The sequence below is a fragment of the Acidovorax sp. LjRoot118 genome (assembly GCF_964253575.1).
Taxonomy (GTDB): domain Bacteria; phylum Pseudomonadota; class Gammaproteobacteria; order Burkholderiales; family Burkholderiaceae_C; genus Acidovorax.
In genome coordinates, this window is the sequence record NZ_CAXURB020000001.1 from 288,279 (window position 1) to 304,169 (window position 15,891).

16 protein-coding genes are annotated in these 15,891 nt (G+C 64.3%); all 16 read left to right on the forward strand.

Annotated features, from left to right (window positions below):
• The first annotated feature begins 74 nt into the window (after positions 1-74).
• The 16 genes from ACSQ9E_RS01400 (at position 75) to ACSQ9E_RS01475 (ending at position 15,887) form a co-directional block, all read left to right on the forward strand.
• Complete coding sequence (locus ACSQ9E_RS01400) at positions 75-647, forward strand: hypothetical protein (protein ID WP_436216666.1); 573 nt, start codon at positions 75-77, stop codon at positions 645-647.
• Positions 644-2,734, forward strand: a complete 2,091-nt coding sequence (locus tag ACSQ9E_RS01405; protein WP_436216667.1) for a phage terminase large subunit family protein — start codon at positions 644-646, stop codon at positions 2,732-2,734. The genes ACSQ9E_RS01400 and ACSQ9E_RS01405 overlap by 4 nt, the downstream gene beginning before the upstream one ends.
• Complete coding sequence (locus ACSQ9E_RS01410; RefSeq protein WP_436216668.1) at positions 2,734-3,228, forward strand: hypothetical protein; 495 nt, start codon at positions 2,734-2,736, stop codon at positions 3,226-3,228. Before ACSQ9E_RS01405 ends, ACSQ9E_RS01410 begins: the two co-directional genes overlap by 1 nt.
• Before the next feature lie 23 nt (positions 3,229-3,251).
• Positions 3,252-3,923 carry a DUF4145 domain-containing protein gene (locus ACSQ9E_RS01415; RefSeq protein WP_436216669.1) on the forward strand — a complete coding sequence of 224 codons (672 nt, stop codon included), beginning with the start codon at positions 3,252-3,254 and terminating at the stop codon, positions 3,921-3,923.
• Positions 3,924-4,153: 230 nt separating this feature from the next.
• Complete coding sequence (locus ACSQ9E_RS01420) at positions 4,154-4,843, forward strand: hypothetical protein (protein ID WP_436216670.1); 690 nt, start codon at positions 4,154-4,156, stop codon at positions 4,841-4,843.
• Positions 4,840-5,079: a hypothetical protein gene (locus tag ACSQ9E_RS01425; RefSeq protein ID WP_436216671.1), complete on the forward strand. Its 240-nt coding sequence runs from the start codon at positions 4,840-4,842 to the stop codon at positions 5,077-5,079. The genes ACSQ9E_RS01420 and ACSQ9E_RS01425 overlap by 4 nt, the downstream gene beginning before the upstream one ends.
• Before the next feature lie 10 nt (positions 5,080-5,089).
• Positions 5,090-6,757, forward strand: coding sequence for a phage portal protein (locus ACSQ9E_RS01430; protein ID WP_436216672.1), 1,668 nt, complete (start codon positions 5,090-5,092; stop codon positions 6,755-6,757).
• Positions 6,754-7,188, forward strand: coding sequence for a hypothetical protein (locus ACSQ9E_RS01435; protein ID WP_436216673.1), 435 nt, complete (start codon positions 6,754-6,756; stop codon positions 7,186-7,188). Before ACSQ9E_RS01430 ends, ACSQ9E_RS01435 begins: the two co-directional genes overlap by 4 nt.
• Positions 7,185-8,549: a S49 family peptidase gene (locus tag ACSQ9E_RS01440; RefSeq protein WP_436216674.1), complete on the forward strand. Its 1,365-nt coding sequence runs from the start codon at positions 7,185-7,187 to the stop codon at positions 8,547-8,549. The genes ACSQ9E_RS01435 and ACSQ9E_RS01440 overlap by 4 nt, the downstream gene beginning before the upstream one ends.
• Positions 8,550-8,594: 45 nt before the next feature.
• A complete protein-coding gene (locus tag ACSQ9E_RS01445) occupies positions 8,595-8,966 on the forward strand; it encodes a capsid cement protein (protein WP_436216675.1) in 372 nt (123 codons plus the stop codon).
• 39 nt (positions 8,967-9,005) lie between these two features.
• On the forward strand, positions 9,006-9,944 hold the full coding sequence (locus tag ACSQ9E_RS01450) for a hypothetical protein (RefSeq protein WP_436216676.1): 939 nt from the start codon (positions 9,006-9,008) through the stop codon (positions 9,942-9,944).
• A 2-nt stretch (positions 9,945-9,946) separates the two neighbouring features.
• Positions 9,947-10,189: a DUF7210 family protein gene (locus ACSQ9E_RS01455; protein ID WP_436216677.1), complete on the forward strand. Its 243-nt coding sequence runs from the start codon at positions 9,947-9,949 to the stop codon at positions 10,187-10,189.
• Between the two features lie 6 nt (positions 10,190-10,195).
• Positions 10,196-10,525 carry a hypothetical protein gene (locus ACSQ9E_RS01460; protein WP_436216678.1) on the forward strand — a complete coding sequence of 110 codons (330 nt, stop codon included), beginning with the start codon at positions 10,196-10,198 and terminating at the stop codon, positions 10,523-10,525.
• A 5-nt stretch (positions 10,526-10,530) separates the two neighbouring features.
• Positions 10,531-10,983: a hypothetical protein gene (locus tag ACSQ9E_RS01465; protein ID WP_436216679.1), complete on the forward strand. Its 453-nt coding sequence runs from the start codon at positions 10,531-10,533 to the stop codon at positions 10,981-10,983.
• A gap of 73 nt (positions 10,984-11,056) precedes the next feature.
• On the forward strand, positions 11,057-11,833 hold the full coding sequence (locus tag ACSQ9E_RS01470; protein ID WP_436216680.1) for a hypothetical protein: 777 nt from the start codon (positions 11,057-11,059) through the stop codon (positions 11,831-11,833).
• A gap of 79 nt (positions 11,834-11,912) precedes the next feature.
• Positions 11,913-15,887, forward strand: a complete 3,975-nt coding sequence (locus ACSQ9E_RS01475; protein WP_436216681.1) for a tape measure protein — start codon at positions 11,913-11,915, stop codon at positions 15,885-15,887.
• Positions 15,888-15,891: the final 4 nt, after the last annotated feature.

Consider the following 15,891-nt stretch of genomic DNA (forward strand, 5'->3'; position numbering starts at 1 on the left):
GACCCCCGCGCTCGCGCCAGTGGCTGGGGGTTGGAAAAGTCCGGTGTTTGGTCCGAAGGCGGGGAAATAGTCCGATGGCCGTGCAGCTTTTGAGCAAGGCCGCCTATGCGCGCCACCGTGGCTGCGATGAAAAGGCGGTGCGCAAAGCCATCTCTGAGGGGCGGATCAGCACCATCGACGGCAAGATCGACCCGGAAGTAGCGGACATCCAGTGGGCGAAGAACACCCGCGCCCGGGCCGACAGCAAGCGCAGCGGGGCCGCAAACAGCGATGGGGAAGGGGTAGGCAGGGTCCAGGGCGAAATCGCAACCGGCGGCCCCGCTGGCCCGGATGCCGGAACAGCCTCACCGGGATACACCGATTACCGGACCATCCGCGAAAAGGCTGACGCCGAGATGGCACAGCGGGCGAACCTGAAAGACGCAGGTCTGCTGGTCGAGCGGACCAGGGTCGAACGCGGAACCTTCGACGTGGTGCGCGCATTCCGCGATGCGGTGATGACCATTGCCCAGCGCGCAGCCCCCAGGTGCATCGGCCTGGGCGATGCGCGCGACATTGAGCACGTGATCGCAGAGGAAACGCGCAAGGCGCTGCAGGGCTTTGAGGAGCGGCTGCAAGGGATGCTGCCGCCAAAGGATGCCGCATGAATATGGCAGACGGCTACGACCTGGTGCTGCTCACCGCCATCGAGGCCGCGCGCCCCGACCCAGAGCTGCGCGTGGACGAATGGGCCGAAGAGTTCATGGTCTTGCCAAAGAGCGGCCCCCAGCCCGGCCCGTTCCGTTTCGACCGCAGTCCGCCCGCGCGCCGCGTGCACCAGGTTCTGTCACCTGGTGATCCCTGCAAGCGCGTGGTGGCGAAGGTGGCCTCGCAGATGTTCAAGACGCAGACTGCCTTGAACTGGATCGGTGCACTGATCCATCGCAAACCCCGCAACATCCTGGCGCTGGAGCCCACCGACACCCTGGTCAAGCGATTCAGCGCCCGGGTGAGCACGATGATTCGCAACGTGCCCGCGCTGCGAGAGCGCGTCGCTGCCGTCAAAAGCCGCGACAGCCGCAACACCGTCCAGGCAAAAGACTTCCTGGGCGACGCCACGCTCTACATGAACACCGCCGGCTCGGCCGCCAACCTGGCCGAAGTGTCCGCGCCGTTCATCTACGTAGATGAGATCGACCGCCTTGAACTCAACGTCGATGACGAAGGCGACCCTGTCGAGCTGGCCGAGGCCCGGGCCACCCAGTACGCCAACGACTGCAAGTTCTTTTACACCAGCAGCCCAAGCGTCGAGGGCTTCTCCAAGATCGATGACCTGTTTGCCATGGGCACGCAGGAGGTGTATCACGTCCCTTGCCCCCACTGCGGCCATCTCCACCAGTTGCTGCTGGAGAACTTCCACTACAAGCGCGACCCAGACACCGGCTATATGGACCGCGCGTGGTTCACGTGCCCCAGCTGCGGCTGCGACATTGACGAACACCACAAGACCACCTTGCTGCCTGACGTGGGCATGGGTGGCCTGGCGCGATGGGTTCCAACCTCGACAGGTGATGGCGAGACCGTCAGCTTCACGCTCTCGGCCTTTTACATGCCCATCGGCGCCATCACCTGGCTGTCGCTGGCCAGGCAGTACGCCCGAGCCAAAGAGCGCCTCAAGCGCGGCGACCACGAAGGCATGCAGGTGTTTTACAACACCCGACTGGGCTTGAGCTACAAGAACAGCGAGTCCAGCACCACCGCCAAGCAACTGCAGGACCGTGCCGAGGCCTACCCCCCGCGCGTCATCCCAGACGAAGCCCTGGTGGTGACCATGGCGACTGACACCCAAGGCAACCGGCTTGAGGCCCAGATCGAAGCATGGGGACCGGGCATGCAGCACTGGGTGATCGACTACATCCCCCTGCCCGGCTCGCCATCAGACTCGCCCGAGGATCCCAACAGCGTATGGGCGCAGCTGGACCAGATCCGCAAAACGCCCCTGCTGCACGCCAGCGGCAGGGCCATCTACATCAGCGCCGATGGCATCGACGCGGGCGGCTCCAACACACAGGACGTGTACAACTACGGCTCCGCCCGCGTCCATCTGGGCTGCACCGTGCTGGGCGGGGCAACGCGCCCCAACCGCCCCATCATCAGCAACTCACCGACCAAGGTAGACATCGAGTGGGGCGGAACCAAGACCCCCGGGGGCGTGGAGCGCTGGCAAGTCGGTACCGACGTCGCCAAAGACTACCTGTTCAACCGCTTCCACATCACCGAGGGCCCGGGCGCCATGCGCTTCCACGACAAGCTGCCACCCGAGTGGTTCGCGGGCCTGGTGGTCGAGCAGCCCAGAACCCGCTACGTCAAGGGCCGTGCCGTGCGCGACTGGATCAAGCCCAACGGCGCGCGAAACGAGCCGCTGGACCTCTCCGTTTACAACCTCGCCATGGCCTACCGCCTGGGCCTGCACAAGTGGTCTGCACTCGACTGGCAGCGGCTGCGCGACAAGCTGATCCCCAAGACTGCAGACCTGTTCGCCCCTGCCACTCCTGTGCAGCCGCCGCCCGCGCCACCGGCGCCGGTCTCGGTTGTTGCGGACCTTCATACAGCTCCAAGTGAGCCAACCCGGACAGCATCAGCACGCCCGCAGACCGTACAGACGTCTGTACCCCCACCCATGCCGCCGGCCCTGCCGCCCATGCCAGTGCCCGCGCCACCCCAACGCCGCATCAGATCACGAGGAATTTCATGATGACCGATCCCAACCAGTACGACACCGAAGCCCTGCGCCTGGCCGCACCGGGCCCGGCCAGCGACGATGACACCCCGCCAGAGCTGCAGGGCGAGCAGCGCGACCTCGACGACCTGTGCGAACGCTGGGTGGAATGGACTCGCACCAGGCGCTTCTACAGCCCCGCGCCGGAACTGAGATCCGTCCTGGGACAGCTTACTGGGTCATCATTGAGGCCGCTGCAGGCGGGAGGGCCTGACGCCCCAAACAGCGCTGAGTTGGCTGCGTTTCACCTTGCGTACATCGGTCAACCTGATGCGTTGGACAAACGCGTATTCGCGCTCTATTACGTGTATCGAATCAAACCAATTAAGTCAGCTGCAGCGGCATTGGGCATATCACGCGAGCACTTCCATCGGGTTCTTGCGGCTTTCAGATCTCGTGTGTTCCGCACTTCACGTGACATTGCCAGCGAGCAGGGCCGAATCAGAGCATATAGTGAAGTCAAAGATTAATTTTTGAGGCACGTATGCGAGAAATGATTGTCGACACGCCTGAAGGTGAATCCGTCGCCGTTGCGTGCCATCGATGCACCGGCCAAACCAGTCATGACATTCTGTGCAGTGTTAAAGATACCGAGGAGATTGATGAAGTTGGGTACTGGTCAACTCGCCAATACTTCATTGTTAGGTGTCGTGGTTGCGATTCCATATGTTTCCGACTTTGGCGTAGCACCTCTGAAGAAGTGGACCACGACACTGATGGAAAGCCTACCTACTTCTCTTCGACAGATGTCTATCCCCCGCGGCTGGAAGGTCGGAAGGGCATCGCGGAAATGGATCTCTGGCTTCTCGAAGAAAAACTCAGAGCGATTTATCACGAAACGAACGTAGCTCTGCTCAGCGGCCTACCGGTGCTCGCAGGAATTGGTATGCGTGCAATCGTAGAGACCGTCTGCAAAGAGAAGGGCGCGTCTGGTAGGGATCTGAAAGAGAAAATTGACAAGCTAGCTGAGATGAAGGTGCTTACACCAAACGGGGCCATCATTCTTCACCATGTGAGAACACTGGGAAACAAGTCCGCGCATGAAGTAAAGCCGCACTCAAGCGAGCAGCTTGCACTTGCGATGGAGGTAGTCGATCATCTGATCAAGGACGTTTACATTCTGCCAAAGCATGCCGCATCACGCTTTGGGGTAACGGGCACATAGAGCTATGTCAAACCCTATTCTGTGACCTCCAGAGATCACACTTTAGAGCTCGCCAACACATCACACTTTGCCCCAAAATTGACCCCAATTCAGGTAGGTCTCAAAACTCCGCCAGCCTGAAAAACTCACCATTCGCAGCGCAGTTGTGAAGCTAAAAACCCCGGTATCCGCAAGGTGCCGGGGTTTTCTTTTGGGGAAACCAGATGCTCAATATCCGCCAGTCAGGATCCATGTCCGACCTGACGGCTTCTGTGCGCGCCATCCCCGCGCGCATCGTGCCCTATGCCGCCGCCACGGCGCTCACGCGCACGGCACAGTACGCGGCCCAGACCGAGGTGCCAAACGAGATGCGCACCAAGTTCCAGAGCCCGGTGGCCTACACGCTCAATGCCCTGCGCATCGAGCCAGCCACGAAGGATTCCCTCACCGCCCGAGTGATGGTCAAGAACCAGGCGGCCGGCGTGGCGCCTGAAAACTTCCTGCTGCCCCAGGTCGAGGGCGGGGGCCGCAAGCACAAGCGCGCCGAGGCCGCCATGCGCTACGCGGGGGTGCTGCGCAGCAACCAGTTCGCCATGCCTGGCGCGGGCCTGTCGCTCGATGCCGCCGGCAACGTCAAGGGCGCGGAAGTGCGCACCATCCTGGCCGCCCTGAAGAACATTCGCGGTGGTGGCACCGGCAAGGGCAAGAAGCTCGCCAACGATCTGTTCGTGGGCAAGCCACTCGGTGGCGACCGGCCCGATGGGATCTGGCGCCGCGAGGGCAAGCGCCTGCGCGCCCTGTTCGTCTTCACGTCCGACGCTCCCACGTACAGCCAGCGCCTGGACTTCACTGGCGTGGTGCAGCGCGTGGTGCTCAAGCGCTTCCAGCCCGAGTTTGATCGCGCCCTCGGCGCGATGCTGGCACGCGGGGTGCGCGCATGAGCGCCGAGCAGCTGCAGCAGGCGCAAGAGCGCTTGGCGACCTACCTTGCCTCGGAGAAGCGCATCCTCGAATCGCAAGAGTACTCCGTAGGACAGGGCGGCACGGCCCGCCGCAATCGCCGCGCCGATCTGGAACAGGTGCAGGCCGGCATCCGTGAAGTCCGCGCCGAGATTGACCGCCTGCAGACCGCCACCCAGCCCGGTGGCCGGCGCGTGAAGTACCTGCGCCCCTACTGAGACCATGCCCATGAACATTCTTGACCGCTCCATCGCAGCGGTGGCGCCAGCCTGGGCGGCCAAACGCGAGCTGTCGCGCGCCCGCCTCGATGCCATCCACTCGCTGCAGGCCCTGATGCCCCAGGACGGCGCCGCATCGGCCAGTATGGGTGGCAGCGATGGCGGCTACACCGACCCCAGCCGCGCAGGCGGCCGGTGGTGGCGCAGCACCCCGCGCGACGCGCGCAGCGACACCGTGCGCCAGCTGCCCACGCAGCGCGGTGCCTCGCGCGAGCTGGCCCGCACCAGCCCCATTGCCGTGGGCGCGATCAACACCAACGTGGATCGCGTGGTGGGCACCGGTCTGGCCCTCAGTGCACAGCCACACCTGGCCATCCTGGGCTGGACAGCCGACCAGGCCGCCGAGTGGAAGGCCAAGGTGGTGCAGCCTGAATTCAGCCTGTGGGCTGACAGCACTGCGTGCGACATCGAGAACACTCTTAACTTCTACCAGCAGCAGGCCCTGGTGCTGCGCTCCACCCTGGAGAGCGGCGATTGCTTCACCCTGATGCCCGATGGTGAGCGCACCCGCCTGATGCCCTACAAACTGCGCCTGCAGGTTTTGGAGGCCGATCGCATCGGCAACCCCTTGGGCCAGATGGACACGGCGCGAATCAGCGGCGGCATCCGTCTGAACGACAGCGGTGCACCCGAGTCCTGCTACGTCTATGACCAGCACCCAGGGGGTTACCTGCCAGGGCAGGGCGCGGGCGCATTCATGAAGGGCGACTGGATGCAGTTCGTGGGCCGCAGCGGCCGGCGCCGCATGCTTCACCACTTCCGCAAGCTCCGGCCCGGCATGCCCCGGGGCGTGCCCTACCTGGCGCCCATCGTCGACAGCATCAAACAGATCGCGCGCTACACCGAGGCCGAGATCATGGCGGCCGTGGTGACGGCTTACCTCACCGTATTCATCGAGACGCCAAGCGCCAACTCGGCCCCTGTGTTTGGTGCCAACTCCGCAGGCGCGGGCAATCTGGGCCAGGAGATCGGTCTTGCCCCTGGCGCAGTCATCGACCTAGCCCCGGGCGAAAAGCCGACCTTCGTTGACCCCGGCCGTCCCAATCCCAACTTCGAGCCCTTCATCCTGGCCGTGATCAAGCAGATGGGCATGGCGCTGAGCATTCCCTACGAACTGCTGATCAAGCAATTCAACGCCAGCTATTCCGCCAGCAAGGCGGCCCTGCTCGATGCCTGGGTGTACTTCCGCACCGTGCGCAACTGGCTGGGCCTCAGCTTCTGCCAGCCCGTTTATGAAACCTGGCTGACCGAAGCGGTGGCCATTGGCCGCGTCCCCGCCATCGGCTACTTCTCGGATCCGCTGCTGCGCTGGGCCTACACCCGTGCCGCCTGGCCTGGTGACTCCATGGGCTCCATCAACCCCAAGGACGAAGTGGCCGCCTACGTGGCCGCCATCGAAAACCGGCTGATGACGCGCGAGCGGGCCGAGTGGGAGCTGTTCGGCACCGACTGGAACGACACCTACGGCCAGAAGCTGAACGAGCAAACCAAGCTGAAAAAGGACGACATGCTGCCTACCCCCAAGGCTGGCGCAGCAGCTCCACAAACCAAACCCGATGACGCCGCTACGCCGCCAGCGGAAGGTGAAGACGACAACCGCGAGGCTGTTCCCGCATGACCGAAAAGACCATCTCCGCCGAACAGGTCGCCATCCTGGCCGATCGCGTGGACACCCTGCTGATCAATCTCTCCAAGATGGAAGGCCTGATTCAGGGCATGAGCGCGCAGCAGAACACGCTGAGCAACAGCTCGGCCATTCTGCAAGAGCGCCTGGTGTCGTTCGACTCCAACCAGCGGCGCCTGTTCCAGCTCTCGGACGAGCACGCCGACTCGATTAAGCAGATCAGCTCTGAGCTGAAGGTGCACAGCTGGACCTGGAAGCTCGTGGGCACGGTCGCAGTGTCCTCGCTCGGCCTGGTTGGCTGGGCCTACACCGAACTGCGTGGCCTGCAGAGCCAGGACAACCGGCATGAAAACCGGCTCTCCATCCTTGAATTCATCGTTGGAGGGCGCTCCCAGCCCCAACCACCCAAAGGCAACAACCCATGACACTGCTCGACCTCATTACGGGCGCCTGGGCCATCGACCCCGACAAGCTGCGCGAGCTGCAGACCATCTATGCCACCCATCTGCGTGGCGACAAGATCGACCTGCAGGCGCTGGAAGCCCGTCTGGGCCGCCCCCTTTCCAGCGAGCAGCAGGCCTACACCGTCGAGCCCGGCGGCGTGGCCGTGCTGCGCATGTCTGGCGTGATCGCTCCCAAGGCCAACCTGTTCATGCAGGTCAGCGGCGGCCTCAGCACCCAGATGGCGACAAAGCAGCTCGAAAGCGCCGTGGTGGACGCCCGGGTGCGCTCCATGGTCCTGGCCCTGGATACCCCTGGCGGTAGCGTCATCGGCACCCCTGAGATGGCCGCTGCTGTACACGAGCTGGCGAAGATCAAACCCATCGTCACCCACAGCGATGGCGCGCTGGCCAGCGCGGGCTACTGGATCGGCAGCGCAGCCAATGCGGTCTACATCAGCGGGCCAACGGTGCAGGCCGGCAGCATCGGTGTGGTCATTGACCGCACCTTCAACCCCAACAGCGCGACGCGCGAGGAAAGTATCGTGGCCGGCCGCTACAAGCGCCTGGTCAAGTCCAACGAGCCGCTGAGCGAAGAGGCCCGCACCATCGTTCAAGCCGATGTGGACTACGTGTATTCGCTGTTTGTGGACGCGGTGGCCGGCTACCGCGACACCACATCACAACAAGTTCTGGACCGCATGGCCGATGGCCGTGTGTTCCGAGGCCAGCAGGCCATTGATGCGGGGCTGGTGGACGGTGTTTCCACCCTCGACGCATTGGTGGAACGCATGGCCACCGACCCCGCCCCGTTCGCATCGCGCCGCAAGGCTGTGTTCGCCGTGGCGGCCCTTCCGTCCCCAAGCGCCGGTGCTGCGCCCAAAGACAAAACTCCAACCCGTGAAAAGGAACCCGTCATGTCCGATGACACCAAGACCCCAATCACGCGTGCGTCTTTCGAGCAGGACCACGCGCCACTCTTCGCCCAACTGCGCGGCGAATTCTCCGCCCTGGGCGCAACCCAGGAACGCGATCGCATCCAGGCCGTGCTGGCCCTGGGCGCGAACCTCCCCGGGCACGACAAGCTGCTCTCCACCATGGCCTTCGACGGGAAGACCACGGCGCCCGAGGCGTCCATGGCCGTGCTGAAAGCCGAGGGCGATGCGCGCGCCGCTGCCATCAAAGCGCACGAGGACGACGCGCCCAACCCTGCCCGGGCCAGCGCCACCCCGCCCGACAAGGGTGCAAAGACCAAGGCCGAGCAGGTCGCTGAAGCCCAGGCACACGCTAAGGCCAAGGGCATCGACCTGGTGGCGGCCCTCAAGGAATTGGGCTACGCGAGCTGATCGCGGGCACTTCCCACAACCCATTTACTTCAAGGAGTACCCGTCATGCCATCAGGCAATATCGCAACGCTCACCCTCACGGTGGCAGCAGCTGGCGCGCTCGCACAGGCACGCTTCATCACCCAGGCCGGCGCCTATGCCGCAGCCGGCGCCGCAGCCTTCGGGGTCACGCGCACCTCTGCCGGCGCAGCCGGTGACCTGGTGCCCGTGGACGTCCAGGGCACCACCGTCGTCGAGACCGGCGCCGCCGTCACCCTCGACGCCGCACTCATGGTCGATGCCACCGGCCGCGTGGTGCCGCTCACCGTGGGCAGCAAGGCCCCCGTGGGCCGGGCCATGGAAGCCGCAGCCGCCGCTGGCGGCTTCATCGAGATCCTGCTCGTGCCAAGCGCCGGCCTGGTCTCCGCAGCGTCCTGATCGACGCGCACCCATCCGTAACAACATAGGAGCATTTCAATGCCACAAGCAACCCCCGGTCAGGCGCGCGTCGTTGACCCCATCCTCAGCGCCGTTGCGCGCGGCTACCGCAGCCCCAAGGCCCCGGTGGCGAACGTGCTGTTCCCCATCGTCTCCGTGGGCCAGCGCGCAGGCCGAATCATCGTGTTCGGCACCGATGACTTCCGGCTGGTGAATACCAAGCGCGCCCCCGGCGCGAACACCAAGCGTGTGCAGTACGGCTACGCAAGCGATCCGTTTGCCTTGGTGGATCACCGTCTGGAAGGATCCGTGCCGGTCGAGCTGCAGGAAGAGGCCGCCGCTGTGCCCGGCATCGACCTGGCGGCCGGCGCAGTGCGTCAGGTCCAGAACGTCATGGCGCTGGAGCGTGAGAACGATGCTGCAAAGCTCGCTCGCGACGCCAGCAAGTACGACGCGGCCAACAAGGAAACGCTCAGCGGCACCAGCCAGTGGAGCAACACCGCCAGCGATCCCTTCACCGACATCATGGACGGCAAGGAAGTGATCCGCGCGAAGACGGGCGAGCGGCCGAACGTGCTGACGCTGGGCCCCAAGGTGCTCACAGCACTGCGCACCCACCCCAAGGTGCTGGACCGCCTCAGCACCGCGTCAGATCGTCCGCCCGCCACCCTGCAGCAGCTCCAGGCACTGTTCGAGCTGCAGCAGATCGTGGAAGGCGAGGCCGTCTACCATGACGGCACGCAGTTCCAGGACGTGTGGGGTAAGGATGCCATCCTGGCCTTCACCACGCCCGCCAGCATGCAGGAAATGGGCGCCCCCAACTACGGCTACACCTACCAGCTGAGCAGCCGCCCCATGGTCGAAGAGGGCTACTTCGACGACAACACCAACACGTGGTACTACCCCACGTCGGACGCCTACCAGCCCGTGTTTGCGGGCCCCTCGGCGGGCTTCCTGTTCAAGGATGCGGTGGCCTGATCATGCCAAAGTACATCGCAAAGGAGCCCATCAAGCACGATGGGAAGCGGTACGAACCCGGTGCCACCATCGAGCTGTCGAAGGACGAGGCCGAGAAGCTGCGCGGTTCAGACGCGATCTCGGCCGAAAGGCCCAAGGCTGAAAAGTCCGTGTCCGACCAGTCCGCTGGCGACGGCGGCAAGCTGGCGGAAGCGGGTGCCCAGCAGCAGCCACCAGCCGGCGGCCTCGCAGAACCCCAGGCCTGACGCACCATGCTCGACCTCACCGACGACATGTCCACCGTCTTCTACGGCTCCGACTTTGCCTCCACCTGGCTGCGCCAGCGGCCCCCGGCCGCTGACCAGGTGGTGGTGGGCATCTTCGGCGTCGCAGATGCGGAGGCCCTGGACGGGCACGCCATCGCAGCCGCACGCGTCCTGCGCATGCCATCCATTGCGGATGTGCTTGCTGATGACGTGCTGATGGCCACAGTGGCGATCCCCGACCTGGGCGTGGCGCTGGGCGCGCGCTACCGCGTGCTCGACAAGCCCATGCGTGTCGGCGATGGGGCCGAGATGGAGGCGCTGCTCGGCAGCGTTTGAGCACCATGAGCCTCAAGCCTGACACGTGCCCCCAGGGCGCTCCCTTCGCCATCGGCGCGGCCATCGTTGCCGCCCTGCGCGCAGATCCTGCCCTCGATGGTGTGGCGGTACTGGACAACCCTGCCCGGGCTTCGGCCCTGTCGGAGGGAAGCCGCATCGTCTTTTTCGAGGACCAGCGCGACACGCCCATTTCCAACGAAGGCCAGTCGCCCAAGCGCACCTATTCCTTCGCGGTGGGGGTGATCAACCGGACGACTGTGCCCCGCGAAGGTGCGCACGCCGACTACCGCGCCGCCAAGCGCGTGGTGAAGGCCTCGATGCCAGCCATTGAGCAATTGGTTCGCATCGAGGGGCGCGGGCTGCTGGAAGGCGAGGTGCACTACCGCCTTGAAAACATCGACGTGGGTGGCGGGCTGGTGCTCGGCATGTTCACGCTCGACTACCGCGAGCCGAAGTAGCCCTTCGGTTCGATTTGTTTTATCCCTGGGCCCGCCACCGTGCGGGCCTTTTGCATTTCAGAAGGAAATGATCATGTCAACAGCACGTGCCATTCTGGCCGGGGGCCTCGTGTCCTTCAACATCTGGGACACCGTTGCACTTGCCTACGCCGGCAAAGGCGACCCGTTCGACGCCGACAAGTTCGAAATCAAACCCAACTTCGAAGAGAAGGTGAGCGAATCGCGCTCGCACCTGGACTACGGCCAGGCACGCGCTTCCGTGGTGCTGCCTAAGCCCACTGAAATCACGGTGGAATTGTCCGCTGCGAGCGTGCAGGCGCTGGCAATGCAGTTCCAAGGTCTGGTGGTAAACCTTACCCAGGGTAGCGGCACCTGGGCCGCCGTGGACTTCACCGTGACCGCCCTGGACAAATGGTTGCCGCTGCCCAAACGAAATGTCTCGGACGAAGGCTTCAAGTTCACGAATGCAGGGAACACCGTCGAGTACGACGTGGACGACCACTACGAAGTCAACTGGCTGCGCGGCGAAGTTCGCTTCAAGTCGGCCGCTGTCGATGGACCAGCTGCCGCCGCGGTGCTCAAGCTGACTGGCGCGTATGGGGCCGTGAACGGCAAAAAGATCCTCGGCGGTCGGGTCACCCAGGTGCGCTGCCAGATGTTCTTCGACGGCAAGAACATGGTCGATGGCTCGCCTGTCGAAGCCGACGTGTGGGAGTGTGTGCTCGGCTCCAACAACGGCTTCGACTTCCTGGGCTCCGACTATTCGGCCATCACGCTCAGCGGAAAGATCGTTACGCCACCCGGCAAGACCGAGGGCTACGAAATCCGCCTGCCCAACGCCACCACTTGATCGGCGGCGCCGTACAGACGTCTGTACGGCGCCCGCCATGCGAAGCATCACACCAACCCGTTCATCACCAGAGCTATAAATGGCCGATCCAAAGATCAAGTACGACATTGAAGCCCAGACTATTGGGGGTTCGAATGTCGAAGCGCTGGCCAAGTCGTTGGATGCCCTGGGTGAAACGCTGGACGGTGACGTCAAAACCGGCGCCCTTGCAGCAGCTGCAGCCCTTCGCGAACTGAGTGATCGCAATCAGGCCGCCCAGTCCTTCGCCGCACTCAAGCGCGAGGTGGCAGACGTCAGCCAAGCACTGGACGGCGCAACGCGCAGCGTTGAGGAACTGGGAGCCCAACTGCCCGCCGCCGCCGCCGCGACCGAGCGTTTCGCCGAATCCGAGCGCCGCGTGCGGACCGAGGTCGTGGAAGCGCAAGCGAGCCTCAAGACCATGCGCCAGGCGCTGGTAGACCTCCGCGCTGGCAACGAAGGTGCTGCACGTGGCACCGACGAGTACCGCGCCTCGGTGGCGCAAGCGCGCAGCAGCATCGCCGAGTTGCGCACGACCATCTCGCTAAAGAAAACTGAGCTGAAGGCAGCTGAGGCCGGCACCCGTAGCGCGGCCCTGGCTGAAAAGGAACTGGAGACCAGTTACCAGCAGTCGGTCACCTCGGCCAAGAGTCTGTCCGCTGCCTACGGCGAAAAGAATCGCGCCCTCGATGCCGCGCGCATCGCAGCCCAGCAGCTGGGCGTCGACACCGCGAAGTTGCGCCAGGAGGAACTGGCGCTCGCGCAAGGCATGGATCAGGCCCGCGCAAAGGTGCTGGAGCTGAGCAAACAGCAGGAGGCAGCAGCCGCCAGCGCCCGAGCACAGGCCGAAGCGCTCAACGCGACCAAAGCCGCTGCGGACACAGCCGCAACCGCTGCAGCCGCAGCAGGCCAGCGCATCCAAACAGCCTTCTCTACCCTTGGCGTGCGCAGCGCCGCAGATCTGCGGGCAGAGATTGCCCAGGTCAAGGCAGCACTGCAGACCGTCGAGGTCGAATCGGGGTTGGCCGGCAATGCCCTCAAGACAGCCCTTTCCGGGGGCAACGACCGGCTGAAAGAGCTGCAGCGCGAGCTGCGCGGCGTGCAAGGCGAGCTGACTCTCACTGACAAGGCCTCAGGCCTGTTGCGCGGGGGCCTGGCGCAGATCGCCGGCGGTAACCTCATCGCCAACGCGATCGGGCTGATCGGGAGCAAGGCCGCAGAGATGGGACGCGACTTCCTTGCGGCCAATTTGCAGTTGGAAGGCATGCGCCGTGGCTTGAACGCGGTCTATAAAGATGCCAACGTCACTGCCACCCAGATCGACTTCCTTCGCAAGACAGCGAACGATGCTGGCGTATCTGCAGGCGGTCTTGCGGACTCATTCAAGTCCTTCGCGGCATCCACGCACGCAGCCAATATCCCGCTGGGGGTGACCAACTCGCTCTTCGCCAGCGTTACGCAGGCCGGGGCATCGCTCGGACTCTCCGGTGAACGCGTCAGCCTGGTGCTGCAGGCGCTGGGCCAGATGGCCGCCAAAGGCACCGTGTCGATGGAAGAGCTGCGTCAGCAGCTCGGCGAATCGCTCCCCGGTGCGATGTCACTGGCGGCGCAGGGTCTTGGCCTGACCGAGGCGCAGCTGATCAAGTTAGTGGAGTCGGGCAAGCTTGCCGCCCGGGATCTGTTCCCCGCGCTGTCGAAGTCGCTCCAACAGCTCAAGGGCGAAACGGACGGTGTCACGACCACTTGGGAGCGCTTCAAGAACAGCCTGACCCTCGCTTCGCAGAACGTGGGCGATGCTGGCTTCATGCAGGTGCTTACGCTTGCTCTCAAGGCCCTGGGAGTTGTCGTCGCGGCGGTCGTTCTCCCTCTCACCGCGTTCGCCGAGGTGATCTTTGGCGTTGCCAAGGCTGCAGGCGTTCTGGTGGGGGCGATTGCCACGCTGAGCAATCCGCTCGAAGCATTGGGAAAGATCGTTGACGACGCATCGGCCAGGCAGCGCGCCCTGTCCGACGCCTTCGGCATATTGGTGAATGGGGCCGACGCAGCTGCACAGGCACAGGGTAGGGTTGGAGTCGCTGCTGCCCAAGCCGGTGCGAGCGCTGCCGCCAGTGCAACTGGCGTACAGCAATCGGCTCTGGCGCACACCGCCGCCGGTACAGCTGCGCAATCGAACTCCACCGCACAGTCAGCCCTTGCCATCACCACGAAGATCGCAGGCGATGCAAGCTTGGAAGCCAGCTCCAAGTGGGTGCAGTTGGGTGTGCGGTTGGGCGAGGTAGCCGCAGCCCAGGAGCGCCAGGCAAACAACTCGGTCAAGCTCGCGGCCGCTGCCAAGATCGAAGGCGATAGCTTGGTGGCACTGGCCCAGTTGCGCGGCAACGACCTTGAGTCTCTCAATGCCGCAGCCCAGGCGGCTGATGGCAACGCCGAAGCCCTGCAGCGAGTTACAGACGCCCGCGAGGCACAGCTCGCGACACTGCAGGCCGAACTGGGCGCCAAACAGGCCCTGATCGCCGGCAACGCTGAAGAGCAGAAAGCACGGGCCCTGGAGCTGGAAGAGATCCAAAAAAAGATAGACGCCATGACGGCGGAAGCCGCCACCACCCGCGCCGCAGCACAGGCCGCAAAGAACGATGCTGCCGAGCGCCGGGCGGCGGTTGCATCCTACAAAGACAACTCGCTTGCTGTGGCTGAGTTGCGCCTCGCCATGGAGCAAGCGCAGATTGTCGAGCAGGCCTATGAGAACGCCCGCAGGAAGGGCATTGCGACAGACCAGCAGGTCGAGGATGCCAGGCGCCGGGCAGCGGTGGCGCAGCGCGTTTACACCGATGCGCTGAATGATGCAGTAGCGGCCGAACAGCGCAAAGGTGCGGCGACCCAATCCACCATGCAGCTGGAGCGTGCGGGCTTGGACGTGGCAATGGCCTTGGCTCGTGCAGCTGAGCAAAAGGCCGTCGCAGAGGGACGCGACTATGCGGCCTCGCAGGCCCGCATCAAGCAAAAGGAAATCGAGATCGCCATGCTGAAGTTGACGGTCGCAGCGTCCATCGCTGAGGCCGACGCAATGGATCTCGTGACCGCCAAGAAGATCGAAGCCGCCATCGCAGAAGGCAAGTGGAATGAGGCCCTGGCCGCAGAGATGCAGCTGCTGCGTCAAAGTGCCGAGCTGAAGCGGCAGCAGGCCGCAGCCACAGCGGCTGGCGTTGCGGAACTCGAAAGGCAGCTGCGCGTGCTTCGCGGGTATGAGAAAGCAGTAGGGGACGTCAGCAGATCCTCACTGCGTGATACCGACGCGATGACCAAGGGGTGGCAGTCGGTCGGCAATGCGGCCCAGGGCGCTGGCGCTGCTGCCACCGCAGCTGCCGAGATCAACAACAAGGCCCTGCAGAAGATTTACGACCGCCACCGGCTGTCGCAGGAACTCACCCCCGAGGGTGACCGCAAGAGCCCTCTGCAGGAGATCCTCGAACGCAACGTGGTCGGAGACGGTTCAAAACTGATCGGCAAGTCCGGCGATGTCCGCGAGGCGGCCGTGATGGAGACCGACATCAACCAGGACATCGTCAAGCGCTATGGCGCCGAAGCCCTGAACGATCCGAACACGCGCAAGGCTTGGGAGCTGCGTGGGCAGCTGGCCAACTACCAAAAGAGCTACGGCAACGTGACGCGCAGCCAGCAGAGCCTCGATCAAGAGCGGAACATTCGGAACGAACTGGCGCGGGTTGAGGGCGAGATCGAGAAGGCGCGAGTCAAGGCCGAATCCGAGCGCGCCAAGACAGCGCCCTCCCGCACCGCTCCAAGCCCAGCGCCATCGCCCTCTGGTGACTCGGCCACCCGTTCAGGCAGATCGACCGGCGGTGGCGTCTCGTCGGGCGCTCCAGCGCCCGCGCGCGACCGGATCGTGAACATCAACCTCGGGATCGGCCGCCGGTCGTTCCCCGTCCCCACCAACGGCGTCGGCGAGCAGAACCTGCAAGGTTTGGCCGACGAAGTGCTGTCGGTGCTGGAAGAAGGCAAGCGCCGCACTGGCAGGTAACCCC